Annotated in this window: 14 protein-coding genes; 10 read left to right on the forward strand and 4 right to left on the reverse strand. The window is 66.5% G+C overall.

The window, feature by feature from the left end:
* The first annotated feature begins 298 nt into the window (after nucleotides 1-298).
* The 5 genes from EBL84_RS10065 (at nucleotide 299) to EBL84_RS10085 (ending at nucleotide 4742) form a co-directional block, all read left to right on the forward strand.
* Nucleotides 299-1228 carry a chemotaxis protein CheV gene (locus tag EBL84_RS10065; RefSeq protein WP_123140687.1) on the forward strand — a complete coding sequence of 310 codons (930 nt, stop codon included), beginning with the start codon at nucleotides 299-301 and terminating at the stop codon, nucleotides 1226-1228.
* Between the two features lie 108 nt (nucleotides 1229-1336).
* Nucleotides 1337-1630, forward strand: coding sequence for a PilZ domain-containing protein (locus EBL84_RS10070; RefSeq protein WP_123140688.1), 294 nt, complete (start codon nucleotides 1337-1339; stop codon nucleotides 1628-1630).
* A 77-nt stretch (nucleotides 1631-1707) separates the two neighbouring features.
* The gene (locus EBL84_RS10075; protein ID WP_123140689.1) at nucleotides 1708-3429 is read left to right on the forward strand and encodes an AAA family ATPase; all 1722 of its coding nucleotides are present in this window, start codon (nucleotides 1708-1710) and stop codon (nucleotides 3427-3429) included.
* Nucleotides 3430-3446: 17 nt separating this feature from the next.
* On the forward strand, nucleotides 3447-3908 hold the full coding sequence (locus EBL84_RS10080) for a TIGR02281 family clan AA aspartic protease (RefSeq protein ID WP_123140690.1): 462 nt from the start codon (nucleotides 3447-3449) through the stop codon (nucleotides 3906-3908).
* Between the two features lie 147 nt (nucleotides 3909-4055).
* On the forward strand, nucleotides 4056-4742 hold the full coding sequence (locus EBL84_RS10085; protein ID WP_123140691.1) for a putative metalloprotease CJM1_0395 family protein: 687 nt from the start codon (nucleotides 4056-4058) through the stop codon (nucleotides 4740-4742).
* A 126-nt stretch (nucleotides 4743-4868) separates the two neighbouring features.
* Here the strand turns inward: EBL84_RS10085 and EBL84_RS10090 are convergent, their stop codons facing one another.
* The gene (locus tag EBL84_RS10090) at nucleotides 4869-5099 is read right to left on the reverse strand and encodes a putative motility protein (RefSeq protein WP_132230476.1); all 231 of its coding nucleotides are present in this window, start codon (nucleotides 5097-5099) and stop codon (nucleotides 4869-4871) included.
* Nucleotides 5100-5501: 402 nt separating this feature from the next.
* Between EBL84_RS10090 and EBL84_RS10095 the strand changes: the two genes are divergently transcribed.
* The 5 genes from EBL84_RS10095 to EBL84_RS10115 all read left to right on the forward strand — a co-directional run bounded on the left by EBL84_RS10095 (nucleotide 5502) and on the right by EBL84_RS10115 (nucleotide 9633).
* On the forward strand, nucleotides 5502-5819 hold the full coding sequence (locus tag EBL84_RS10095) for a hypothetical protein (RefSeq protein ID WP_123142081.1): 318 nt from the start codon (nucleotides 5502-5504) through the stop codon (nucleotides 5817-5819).
* 72 nt (nucleotides 5820-5891) lie between these two features.
* Nucleotides 5892-6182, forward strand: coding sequence for a PilZ domain-containing protein (locus EBL84_RS10100; protein WP_123140694.1), 291 nt, complete (start codon nucleotides 5892-5894; stop codon nucleotides 6180-6182).
* A 183-nt stretch (nucleotides 6183-6365) separates the two neighbouring features.
* Nucleotides 6366-7328, forward strand: coding sequence for a hypothetical protein (locus EBL84_RS10105; protein ID WP_123140695.1), 963 nt, complete (start codon nucleotides 6366-6368; stop codon nucleotides 7326-7328).
* 121 nt (nucleotides 7329-7449) lie between these two features.
* Complete coding sequence (locus tag EBL84_RS10110; RefSeq protein ID WP_123140696.1) at nucleotides 7450-8661, forward strand: HDOD domain-containing protein; 1212 nt, start codon at nucleotides 7450-7452, stop codon at nucleotides 8659-8661.
* Nucleotides 8662-8778: 117 nt separating this feature from the next.
* Nucleotides 8779-9633 carry an HDOD domain-containing protein gene (locus tag EBL84_RS10115; protein WP_123140697.1) on the forward strand — a complete coding sequence of 285 codons (855 nt, stop codon included), beginning with the start codon at nucleotides 8779-8781 and terminating at the stop codon, nucleotides 9631-9633.
* Nucleotides 9634-9658: 25 nt separating this feature from the next.
* On the opposite strand, the gene EBL84_RS10120 is transcribed toward EBL84_RS10115, so the two are convergent.
* The 3 genes from EBL84_RS10120 to motB form a co-directional block, all read right to left on the reverse strand.
* The gene (locus tag EBL84_RS10120) at nucleotides 9659-10387 is read right to left on the reverse strand and encodes an OmpA family protein (protein ID WP_123140698.1); all 729 of its coding nucleotides are present in this window, start codon (nucleotides 10385-10387) and stop codon (nucleotides 9659-9661) included.
* Entirely contained in the window at nucleotides 10384-11475 is a 1092-nt protein-coding gene (locus EBL84_RS10125; protein ID WP_123140699.1) for a hypothetical protein, read from the reverse strand. Before EBL84_RS10125 ends, EBL84_RS10120 begins: the two co-directional genes overlap by 4 nt.
* Nucleotides 11476-11658: 183 nt before the next feature.
* Nucleotides 11659-12528, reverse strand: coding sequence for a flagellar motor protein MotB (motB, locus tag EBL84_RS10130; protein ID WP_123140700.1), 870 nt, complete (start codon nucleotides 12526-12528; stop codon nucleotides 11659-11661).
* Between the last annotated feature and the right edge of the window lie 3 nt (nucleotides 12529-12531).

Consider the following 12531-nt stretch of genomic DNA (forward strand, 5'->3'; position numbering starts at 1 on the left):
AGCCGCCAGCCGCCAGCCGCCAGTCAGCGGGGAGTGGTGGCTGGTCGCTGCTGAGCTGGCGGTTGGCGGTCTTTTCGCCGGACGCGCTGCGCTTTTCGCGACCTAACTGGGTTCAGAAGGCTTGTTCCCCTTTGCGCCCTTCGCGCCTTTGCGGTTCAATCCTTCTGGCCGCTGGCCGCTGGCCGCTGGCCGCTGGCCGCTGGCCGCTGGCCGCTGGCCGCGCAACCTTGAAAGCGTGTGTGTGCGCCGTGTAGCATCGCGCGATACCCTGTGACGTCAGAAGCGATTGAATTTCCTCATGTCGAAGAACAATACCGGGTCGACCCTCGAGTCCAATCAGGCCGCTGGCACCCGGCTCGAGTTGCTGCTGTTCCAGCTCGAACACAAGCAGCTGTTCGGGATCAACGTCTTCAAGGTCAAGGAGGTCATTCCCTATCAGCCGCTGACGCGCCCGGCCGGCGCCCACCCGCTGGTCAAGGGCATGGCGACACTGCGCGGCATCACCATGCCGATCATCGACCTCTCGCAGGCGGTCGGTGGTCCGGAGATGGCCGAGCCGGAAAAGGGCTATATCATCATCACCGAGTACAACCGCTCGGTACATGGCTTCCTGATCCGTCGCGTCGACCGCATCGTCAACACCCAGTGGGACCAGGTGCAGCAGCTGCCCTCGCATCTGGGCAAGAACGTCTATGTGACGGCGGTGACGCTGATCCAGGAGGAGTTGGTCGAGATCCTCGATGTCGAGAAGGTGCTCGACCAGGTGGTGCACGTGAGCACCGATGTCTCCAAGGACCTGAGTGGACGGATTCATGCCGAGAATCGCCGGGTGCTGGTGGTCGATGACTCGGCGGTGGCGCGCCACCAGATCCAGCGGGCGCTCGAGCAGCTCGGTATCGAGTGCACCCTGCTCACCGACGGCAAACATGCGATCGACCTGATCCACCAGATGCAACAGGAGGGCATCGACGTTGCCGAGCACTTCAGCATGGTCGTCTCCGACATCGAGATGCCGGAGATGGACGGCTATCAGCTCACCTCGGAGATCCGCAAGGATCCGCGTCTCGCGGATCTCTATATCCTGCTGCACTCCTCGATCAGCGGGGAGTTCAACGTCGACATGGTGAAACGGACCGGGGCCAATAAGTTCATCCAGAAGTACAGCCCGGACGACCTGGCCGAGGCGGTGCTGGAGCGGTTGAAGGAGCCGCCGGCGACCAGCGCCTGAGGGTTGCCAGGGGGGGGCGGGCTCGGAGCGGTGCATGAGCCGCCCCGAGCGGTAGACAGGGACGCTCGATCCATCATGAGGATCCCTTTTATCCATTGAGGAGGCGCTATGCTGGTCGATGACGAACGTCGTAAATTCCTGAGACTGAACGCCGATACCGAGGCCAACGTCAAGCGTCTGGATGGCGATGAGACGCTCTCGGTGCGCCTGACCGACCTCAGCCCGTCGGGTTGTGCGCTGGTCTGTGAGGCACCGCTCTCCCCGGGCGAGCGGCTCGAGGTCAGCATCAGCAGTCCGAGTGACCGTATTGCGCCGCTGGTCTGCAGCGGTCGTGTGGTGCGCGTCGATCGCGATGGCGAGCGCCAGGTCGTCGGGGTCGAATTCGTCTCCGACGCCGGCTGATCCCCTTACTTCACCTCTCAGGCGCGGGCCCGTCCGGTTATGGCGGGCCCGCGCTGGTTTTTGATGACGACTCTCTGATGGCGCTCGATCCCGATTGCTTGAGCCGCTTGCGGCTGACCCAGGACCCCTTCGACGAGCGCGCCGGCGAGGCCTTTCTCTACACCGACCTGCTGCTCGATCAGTTGCTCGAGTCCGCCGTCGAGCTGCTCGAGGCGCCGGGTGCGGTGCTGATGTTGACCGGCCCGGCAGGCAGTGGTCGAACGCTGCAGTTGATGCGTCTGCTCGGTCTGTTGCCGGATCGTTTCGAGCTGATCGCCTTTCGCGCGCGTCCCGGGACCTCGGTGGAGATGCTCGAGGCAACCCTCCGCGCCCAGCTTGGCGCCGATGGGCGGGTGGCGCGTTCGCTCGAGCAGTTGCTGGCGCAGCTGTTGAGCACCGGGGCCGAGCTCTGTATCGCGATCGATGATGCCCATCATCTCGGTATCGATCTGGTCCACGCCCTGATGCGGTTGCGTCATGGGTTGCTCGAGCGCACCGGTGAGCCGCCGCGTCTGGTGCTGACCGGCGACCCTGCGCTGGCGCGTTATCCACTCCAGCTCGAGTCCGACGATCCGGGGCGGATCAGCCGTCTCAGTCTGCGTCCGTTGAATCTCGAGCAGGCCCGCGCCTATCTCTGTCATCGGCTCGAGGCCGCCGGTCTGGACAATCCGCTCGGCCTGCTCGCGGATACCGATGTCGAGTCATTGCATGCCCGCAGCCAGGGCTGTCCGAAGGAACTCAATACACTCGCCGGCGCGTGGCTGGAGGCGCGCTGTTACGATGTCGAGACGGGTCCGCGCCAGCCCGAACCCGCTCCGCCTCCCCGGCAGCTCGCGCCTGAGACCGGCGAGAAGACCCCCGAGCAACTGATCGCCGAGCGTATCCGGGCGCTGTCGGCGAGTATCGATGAACACCAGGATGCGCCGCCGGCCGGGGCGGTGGCGCGGCGCGGCGCACCGGCCGAGGCGGTGGCTGGCGCGGCGCCGTCGGGTCGATCGATCAAGGCGCTGGCGTCGCTGCTGAGACGAACCAAAGGCGATCAGCCGGCGAGCAAAGCGGTCAGGGCGGGAAAGTCCGCCGCCGTCCCGGCGACGCCGATCTGGAACCAGCGCTGGTTCGTCCCGGCGATCGCCGGTGGCGCGGCCCTGGCGATCCTGTTGCCGGTGATCTTTCAGCTGCAGGGGCAGGATCCGCGTCCAGCCCCGTCGTCGGCGCCACGTGATCGTGCCCGTTTGTTGCTGGAGTCGGCAGAGGTTGCGCCACCACCGCGCCCGCGGCTGGCTCAGCCACCCGGGGAGCTGAGCCGTCCCGCGCCCGGCGCGGTGATGCCGCCAGCCCCTGAGCCCGCCCCACCACGTTCGTTGACGCAGCCGCCGCCCCGGGAGGAGCCGCCTGCGCCAGCTGCGCCGCCGCTCGAGCGCCCTCAGCCGGTCGCGCCGGCGCCGCCGCAACCCCGATCAGGCATCGATCTGACGGCGGATCGAGACTGGCTGGTGGCGCAGAATCCCAATCGCTACACCATTCAGCTGATCGCCGTCAGCAGTCTCGAGGCGGCGCGCGACTATGTGACGCGTCACCGTCTCGATGGCGTGCGCTTCCTGCCGATCCGCTCCCGCGATCGTGACTTCGTGGTCGTGCTCGCCGGGGCCTTTGCCAGTCGCGGCGAGGCCGAACGGGTTTATGCGGCCCTGCCCGATGCGGTACGCGCCGATCGGCCGTGGATTCGCGCGATCGGTTCGGTGCAGGGATCACTGCGGTGAGGGCGCATCGATGGGGAATGGCGCTCGTGCTGCTCTGTACCGTGACGACCGGCCCGGTGATGGCGCTCGACCCCTGTCCCGGCGGACAGGCTCAAGCCGCGGGGCCGGAGGCACGGTTCTATCGCGACAGTCGAGGCGACTATCGGTTGCGTGGTCGGATCGGTCGCTCGGCGGTGACCTTTCGGCTGGCGCCCGAGGCCGACACCGTGGTGCTCGGCGAGCGTGAGGCGGCCAGGCTGGGACTCAGATATTCACGCGGCCGCATCGTGCGCCATCAGGGGGCGGCAGGTGTGGGCCTCGGGCATGCCGTGGTGCTCGACAGCGTGCAGGTCGGCGGTCTCGTGCGCGAACGGGTCGCTGCAGTGGTCGTCACCGGCGACGGGTCTGGCGAGGTCCTGCTCGGGCAGAGCTTTTTGCGTGGGCTCAGGCGATGTCGTGATCCCGGAGCCATCGTGCTGCGCGCGCTGTATCATCGCTGATGCTGCCGGGATCGCTCGGTTGGTGGGGCAATGGCCGAATCGCGTAGCATTCTCATGGAGATCCAGGTCGCATTGTCGAGGTGATGCTGCGGCAGCGTCATGCGCTAACGGCTAGACTGAGAGACAGTCGATACCCGGTGAGTGCCGATGGAGATCCATTCCGGGGTCGGTGCGTCGCTTCGACCATCTCCCGCGCCCGTTGCCGATTCCTCCGGTGGCGCCACCCGCCAGCAAGAGACGGCATCCACCGCTGGTCGCGAGAGCGGTGAGAACGCACAGCCCCACCCCGTAGAGCAACCAGAACAGACGCCCCCGCCCGAAGAGCTGCGGCTGATCGAGCAGTTGCGCCAGCGCGACCGCGAGGTCCGCATGCACGAGCAGGCGCATGTCGCTGCGGGCGGGCGTTATGTCACTGGCGGTCCCTCCTATACCTATCAAACCGGCCCCGACGGGCGTCAGTACGCGATCGGTGGCGAGGTGCAGATCGACACCTCGGAGGAGGCCGATCCGGCGGCGACGCTGGAGAAGGCCGAAACCGTGCTGCGCGCCGCCCTGGCGCCCGCAGAACCTTCCGGCCAGGATCAGCGGGTTGCCGCACAGGCGCGCGCGATGCAGATCGAGGCCCAACGCGAGATGCGTGTCCTCGAGCAGGCGGATCAGGAGATGCGTCGAATGGAGGGCGAGGCGTCGGCTGCGCGGGCCGATGCGAATGCGCAGGATACGAACGCTGCGGGCATGCAGGAGCCGGGCGCCGAGCGTGACCGACTCGAGCGTAGGATTGCCGGATTCTTTGCGCCAGCGCGCTCGGCAGAACAGATCAACCAGTTCGCCTGAGTGTGGAGCGGTTAGCACCCGGGCGTTGGTGTCGTCTCTTGGCCGGGCTGTGTCGCCGGGGTGGCGTGTCCCGTCAGGCGGATGTGCTCCGGCGGGACACGCGCCTCGGTGTCGCGAGGCGTGGATTCAGGCGGTGACGTTGATGTTGCGCCCGACATTCTCCGGCAGCCCCCGCGTGCTCGAAGGCTCTTGCGGCGCCTGCTGAGGCGTCAGCGACTGGTCGACCTGCTGCGCGGCCTGTTGTGCCTGGGTGTCGAGTGCCTGGTTGAGCGATGCTGCACTCGTGTCGTTTGCGGTCTTGCTGCCGGCCATCGTGTTGGTTACGGTGGCGACGCCTGCCATCGATGAGATGTCCATGATCGAATCCCGTGTTCTCTGTGTGTCGATTGGCGATGCCGGGGCTTGTCGGTTTTCTGCTGCTGCGTCTTTACCTGTCCCGCATCGCGATAAACCGCGGCCGACTCCCGATCCTCTCAAGGGCGGTATCGCGGCGTCCGGCGCGAACTGGGGACGTTAAACCCCTCATCTGCGATGACTGCGGTTTACCTAAACTGTAGACCAAGGTGGCTATCCTTGACGTCGGGTGGCGCACAGTCCGGTGCGGCAATGATCTTGCCGTACCAACTATTGCTTGAGGGCGAGCCTGTGTAGACTCAAGTTCGTGGTGCCCGGGTCGTTATCGATGGGGGAGGCGATGTCAGCGTCTCCGCGCGGGATGCCGGGCTCGGCTCCCGGCGACAATGATCCTGGAGTCGAACGATGCTCGAGCAAGGTCCCCTCAGCCCCCGGTCAGGAACGCCGCCTCCTGCGACGAACCTGCCTTTGCCACAGTCTCTGCTGAGCGGCTTTCGTCCCGCCTTCTGCGACGTGCGCAGCGGCGAGGTCAGATTGTGCCGTACGATCGACGGCGAGCTGGCCGAGGCGCATACGTTTGAGCATCTGCCACAGGAGTGGGTGGCCGAGTGTGATGGCGGCGGCCGCCCGGTGCGGCTGCGCTCGGAGATTCGTGCGGGGTTCCTGCGTGGGATCGATTTCTGGCGGTTGTCGGATCTGTTGCGCCCCACGCTGGATGCTTGATCGATCGACATGCCCCGGCGGCTGTTGGCCGCCGCGATTCAGTGACGCGCCTGGGGCTAAGGGGGGGTGATAATGGATTCAGACAGGCGGCGTCATCCACGGTTGCCGATGCAGGTCGAGGTCGATCTCTTTCGGTCCGGTCGTCCGGCTCAGCGGGTCTGGACCAATGACCTCAGTGGCGGTGGGGTGATGATCCTGATGGATGACACCGACCGCCCCGCGGTTGGCAGCTGGGTCGAGCTGCAGGTGACCGGAACCCTCGGGGCAGGTGAAACGCCGCCCCTGGTGAGGGCGCAGGTGGTACGCCATCTGCCCGATGGTCTGGCGCTCTCGTTCGATGACGACGACGATCCCGTGGACTGATCCCCGCGCTTGCTCAAGATCTCGTGCTGGCGGCCGTTGTTGTTGCTGGGACGACGATTAAGCCTGCTCCCGCAGTGTCGGGAGGTGGGCGAGAGGGGCGTGTTGAGACGGAGTCTGCACGCCGATCAAGCGCGCGATCCCCTGGAGGCCGTCTCGTTCGTGCGCGCATCGGGAGTCGATGTCATGCTTGCCGCCCGTACCACCACGCTGTTCGCCACCGAACCCTTTCCCATGCGTCCAGCGCGTCCGCTGGCGCCGCCGGCGACTGCTCCTGCCAGTCAGCAGGTGGCCACCGCCGCGCTACCGAGCCAGGGCCTCGCTGCCGAGGTCGCCAATCGTGTCAATGCCGATCAGGACTATCAGATCCTGCGCAAGTCCTTCGATCTCGAAAAGGTTGCGGTTCCCCTCGCAGAAGGCCAATCCGGGACGCTCGATGCGCGTGCGACACGGATCAAGGAGCGGGTGATGAATGCCCAGGTCCGGCTCGCCCAGGAGCAGATCCATCGTCGTCTGGCCGAGCTCGAGCTCTCCTGGCAGAGCAGTAGCAGCCTGCGTCTCGAGTTCGGTGGCGGTGGCCTGCAGAGGCTCGAGTTTGCCCAGATGCAGAGTTTCAGCCTGAGTCTGCAGGCCGGTCCAGGCGGCGTGAACGTGCGTGACCCCCTGGTGCTCGACCTCTCCGGTGAGGGTATCCAGACCACCGGGATCGAGGGCGGGGTGAGTTTTGATCTCGACGCCGACGGTCAAGCCGAACAGGTCAGTTTCGTCACCGGCGGGACCTGGGCGCTGGCGCTCGATCGCAACGGCAATGGCCAGATCGACGATGGTCGCGAGCTGTTCGGTGATCAGAACGGTGCCGCCCACGGCTTCGGTGAGCTGGCGCGCTATGACTCCAACGGAGATGGGCAGATCAACGCCGACGATCCGGTGTTCGGCGCCTTGCGGCTGCTGCAGATCGGCCCCGACGGCACCCAGGTGCAGCGTACTCTGGCCGAGGCATCGATCCAGTCCCTGGAGACCGGCTATCAGCATACCCGCAAGGCGCTCAATGCCTATGATGTCGTGGCCCAGACCGGCCAGTTCGTGCGTGACGACGGTTCGCGCGGTGAGCTCGCCGATGTCCTGTTGGGCTATCGGGCCGAGGCGTGATCGCAATGCGGATCCCGTCCGGGACGCATGACACCGCTGATGCGTAGCGATGCTGGACGCAGGTGCGATACTGCTAGACTATGTGCGATCACCGCCTTGTCGACTGTTCAGGTAGCACTCAATGTCCCAGACGCTCGAGGTCCTCTCACTGCTCGCCGAGATGGACATCACCAAGGATCTCCCCCAGGCCGCGCGCGAGGAACTGGCCGCGCACTGTGGTTTCGGTGAGGTTCCGGCCAAGCAGCGCATCCGCCTGACCGAGTCAGGGGGGCAGCGCCTGTTCCTGGTCGACGGACACTTGGTGCGTCTGACCGACGGTTCGGGCGAACGCTTCCAGAGCTTTCGTGGCCTGAGTGATCCGATCGAGGTGTTCGATGGCGTGACCCGTGGCGAGTCGATGATCGTCACCGAGAGCCCCTGCCTGCTGCTCAAGGTGTCCTCGGCGGCACTCGAGTCGGCGCAGCAGTCGGGTCTGGAGGTCAGCGACATCGAGCTCGATGCCACCGAGGGCGAGTTCCTCGCCGAGCTCTACGGCCTGATCTCCAGCAATCGACTCGAGCTGCCGGCACGGCCCGAGGTGGCGTTCAAGATCCAGGAGCTCACCAACGATCCCGAAGCCGGGATCGTCGAGTTGACCGAGGTCATCCAGAGCGACGGGACCATCGCCGGGGCCCTGCTGCATGCCACCAACAGTCCGCTGTTTCGCGCCACCAAGCAGATCCAGTCGGTGCGAGACGCAGTCTTGCGGCTGGGATTCCGCAACACCCGGATGCTCACCACCAACCTGGCGTTGCGCCAGGCCTTCAAGGCGCGTCACGTGGTCACCCGCGAGGCGATGCAGCAGGTCTGGGCCGATGGCGTGCTGTGTTCGGCCTACAGCTACCTGCTGGCCGAGACGCTCGGGCTGCTGCATCGCGAGCGGGCGCTGCTCGCCGGGCTGGTGGCCGGGATCGGTGCCGTCCCCATCATCCAGTTCATCGAGATGCGCGACCCCGATCCCAGTCCTGAACTCATCGCCTCCCTGGTCGACAAACTCAGTGGTATCACCGGCGTTCTGGTGATCAACTACTGGGGGCTGGGCGAGGATCTGGTCGCGGTGGCCGAGCACTCGCACGACTGGTCCTATGTCGCGCCCGAGCCCGATTATGCAAGCATCGCCATCGTTTCCCGCTGGGCGGCGTTACAGAGCGAGGGCAGGGAGCACCCGGAGGCGAGCGAGGTTCCCGCCTTCGCCACCCTGGGGTTGACCCCGCCCGCGCCCGGTGAGCCAATCGGCGAACTGGCCTCGAGCACCGAAACGCTGGAGTCGCTGAAGATGATGTTCGATGTCTGATCCACTCCGCAGACGCGTTCGACCCGGGGGAATCCCCGGTCGTGTTTGCGATCCCGAGCCGCGCTTCCCTGTTGCCTGGCGCTCGGGACGATATTGGAGGATTGGCGCGTGTCCGCGATGACCATCGAAGGCCTGGTAAAGAACACGGGGCGGCTGCTGGCCATCCCTCGCGTGGTTGGCGAGGTGATGAAGCTGCTCGACGACCCCGACAGCCCGCAGCGCGAGATCGCCTCACGGCTGGAGCAGGACCCTGGGCTGGTGGCGATCCTGCTGCGGCTGGCCAACAGTCCGGCGTTCGCGCCGGCGCGCACCGTCGATTCGGTCGAGCGCGCGCTGGCGCTGCTCGGGCGTGAGCATGTGCGCAGACTGGTGATCGCCGGAGCGGTGACCCAGGCATCCGACCGTCTGCCGGTCCAGAACCTGTTGCCGCTCGAGGTGTTCTGGCACCACTCGGCCTACTGCGCGGTGATCGCACGCCTGCTTGCCGAGGATCGCTCGCGGGCCCTTGCCGGCACCGTGTTCCTCGGTGGCTTGCTGCATGACCTCGGTCAGCTGGTACTGTTCTCCGAGGTGCCCGAGGAGGCGCACCGCGCCTTCCTCAGCAGTCTCGATGCCCCCAACGAGATCTCGCCGCAGGCGGCCGAGCACGGCGAGCTGGGTTTCGACCACGCCGAGCTTGGTGGTGCCCTGGCCGAACGCTGGGGGTTGCCCGAGTCGCTGTGTGCCTGTCTGCGTTATCACCATGCCCCGCTGGATGCGCCCGCCGAGCACTTCGAGGCGGTCGCCATCGTCCATCTCGCCAACACCGGGGCCCATCTCGCCGAGCTCGATTCGCGTGACTGGAACGATGCGCCACCGATCGTTCCCGAGATCTGGGATCGTGTGGGGGTGACCCCCGATCAGCTGCTTGCCAGCCTCGATGCCGCGCAGTATCAGGTTTGCGCCGTCGAGGCATTGCGCGATCCCGGCTGAGTCCCGCGCCGCTCATGCGTCGGGCTCAGGGTGTCGCGGCGACATCGAGCCCGGTGGGGGCCAGCAGTCGGTCCTCGAAGTTGGTCAGCACGCTGAACTCCACCCGACGCGAGGCGGTCGGGTCCTCGTGTCCGGTGGCGTCGAGTACCAGCCGTGACGAGGACAGCCCGACCGCGGCCACCCGATACCTGAACCACTGCTCGTGACGCAGCGCCTCGAGTCCGTAGGCGAAGCGCAGCACTGCGCGGGTGCGTTTCTGACTGAGTTCCATGTTGGCGAAATAGGCCTCAAGCGGGCTGCTCCCCGGCGCCCATTCGCTGGAGGTATGACCCTCGATGCGGATCTCGCGGATCACCGTGCTGAACGGGCGCAGGCGCGCGACATAGCGTGGCAGGAAGTCGCTGAGGATGGCCTCGAACTCCGGCTTGATCCGCGACGAGCTGCGATCGAACAGCACGTCTGGCTCGCGAAAGCGCAGCGTCAGCGTGTCGCGCTCGAGTTCGGCGTTCCACCGCGGCAGGTCGTCGACGAACTCGTCTTCCAGCGCGTGATAGATCGCCTGACGCAGCTCGGCCGCGGAGGTGCGCACCTCGGTCTCGACCTCGTGGGCGCGCTCGATCTGCACCATGTGGAGCAGGGCGAGGAAGAGGAAGATCATCATCAGCGAGGCCATCAGGTCGGAGACCACCAGCCAGTGGCTGTCGCCCTCGTGCTGCTGGCGGTGTCCGGGGAGGCGTGGTGTTAAGGCGCTCATGCCCCGGCTCCCGCGGCCAGCGCCGTGCCGCGTGCGGGGGTGCTCTGGGCGATGCGTCGCTGTGCCTCGAGCGCCGAGAGCACTGCGTTCTCGATGTTCTCGAGCATCGCCTTGAGCCGGGTGTCCATCGCCGGGAAGGCCTCCTTGGCGCGATCACGCAGCTCGGCGATGCCGCTGAGCAGGGATTCGAGCTCCATGGTCTCGCGCCTCAGCCCGGCCATGGTCGTCTCCTGGTCCTCGACATGACGCGAGATCTGCATCGCCTGACGGGTGAGCGCCTCGATCGCGGTCTGTGACTGACCGACGGCACCGACGGCGTGGTCGAGTTGATCGCCGAGCGCCTGCATGTGCTGGCGATACTGCTCCTGCCATTGCAGCAGCTTGCCGACCGAGTCGTCGAGTCGGCGGAAGTTCTCACCGAACTGCACCCCGAGCTTGTCGTTGAAGTCGCGGATGGCGCCTTCGAGGGCTTCGATGAGCTGGCGTGAGCCCATCTCGCCGAGCCGCCGGGCGAAGTCGTCGAGCTGGCCGAGCAGCTGCGCGTGATGCGTCTCCAGGGTCTGGGTCAGGTCGTGGTCGAGATGCTCCAGCCGCCGTTCGAGCGTCTGGGTGGCTGCGAGCTGGGCGCGGGCGGCCTCGGCCTGGTGTTCGCCGAGCGCCACCAATCGCTCGAGGGCGTCGAGTTCCGGCCGCTCGATCTTGGTCGCGGCGTCGGACTGCATCTGCGCCGACGGGGTATCGGTGCCGAGCAGCAGCACCAGACGCAGGATGGCGCCGAGCAGGATGCCGATGATGCTGGTGACGAAGGCGAGCTTGAGTCCGTCGAGCAGCACCGGGATGCTGTATTCGATGTCGCGCACGTCGAATTCCAGCAGCCCGATGGCGATGCCGAGGAAGGTGCCGAGGATCCCCAGCGTGGTCAGCAGGGTCGGCGCACCGTGATAGAACTCCTCGCCGCGACCACGACCGATCGCCGCCAGCGCTGCGCCGAAGAGCGCGACCAGCAGCAGGGTGAAGGCGCCGATCACCGCCATCGCATTGAGTTGGTGAAGGGCCGAGAGTACGCCGAGTGCGATTGATTCGAGCATGGTTGAGCGTCCGCCGGTTATCGGGTTCGGGGCCATTCGGCCCTGGTCTGAAACCAGATAAGCAGGAAGCGCGCCACCTATTTGGTGTCACGAAACAATGTGGCGTCTGGGCTGTGTGCGTCAATAAGATGACGATTGTCGGCGGCGCTCTGGAGCAAGGCGTCGCGATGACGACGCCCGAACTCAGTCGCCGGGCAGCTCGATGGTGGCGCTGTCGTGTGCGAAGGCCGCCTCGGCTGCCTCCAGGCGCATCACCACGATGCTGATCCGCCGGTTGATCGGCGCGCTCGGATGCTCGGGGTCGGCCGGGGCGCTCGATCCCAGTCCGACGATGCGTCCAACCTGCTCGTCCGGCATTCCGCCGGCGATCAGCGCGCGCCGGGCGGCGTTGGCACGATCGGTCGACAGCTCCCAGTTGGTATAGTCCGGGCTGGTATAGGGGCGCGCGTCGGTATGCCCGGAGATGGCGGTGGGGTTGGGCACCGTCTCGATCATGGTGCCGATCTCCTCGAGGATGGCCGCGGCGTGGGGTCGCAGTCGGGCACTACCGAGGTCGAACATCGGTCGGTTCTCGCGATCGATGATCTGGATGCGCAGCCCCTCGGGGACGACATCGATCAGGAGTTGCTCCTTGTAGGGGGCGAGCGCGGCGCTGTCGTCGAGCGCCGCCTGCAGGCTGACCCGCAGGCTCTCGAGCCGTGCGGCATCGAGCCGTTGGGCCAGGGCCTCGAGCCGGGACGGACTCCACCCCTCGGGCGAGGGTGCGAAACCGCCCTCGAAGTCGATGATCGAGGGGGCGTTGCCGCTGCCCTCACCGGCCGGGACGGTAAGCACCGGGCTGCCGGCCTCGAACAGCGCCGGGTCCTGGAAATAGCCGGCGATCGCCGCGCGTTGCTGATCGTCGGTGGCGTTGAGGATCCACAGGAGCAGGAAGAAGGCCATCATCGCGGTGGCGAAGTCGGCGTAGGCGATCTTCCAGGCGCCGCCGTGATGAGCGCCCTTGCGGATCACCTTGCGGACGATCACCGGCTGTTTCTTCGGTTCGAGCGACATCCC

Origin of the sequence: Marichromatium sp. AB31, from assembly GCF_003718685.1 — a bacterium.
In the GTDB taxonomy this organism is placed as follows: domain Bacteria; phylum Pseudomonadota; class Gammaproteobacteria; order Chromatiales; family Chromatiaceae; genus Marichromatium; species Marichromatium gracile.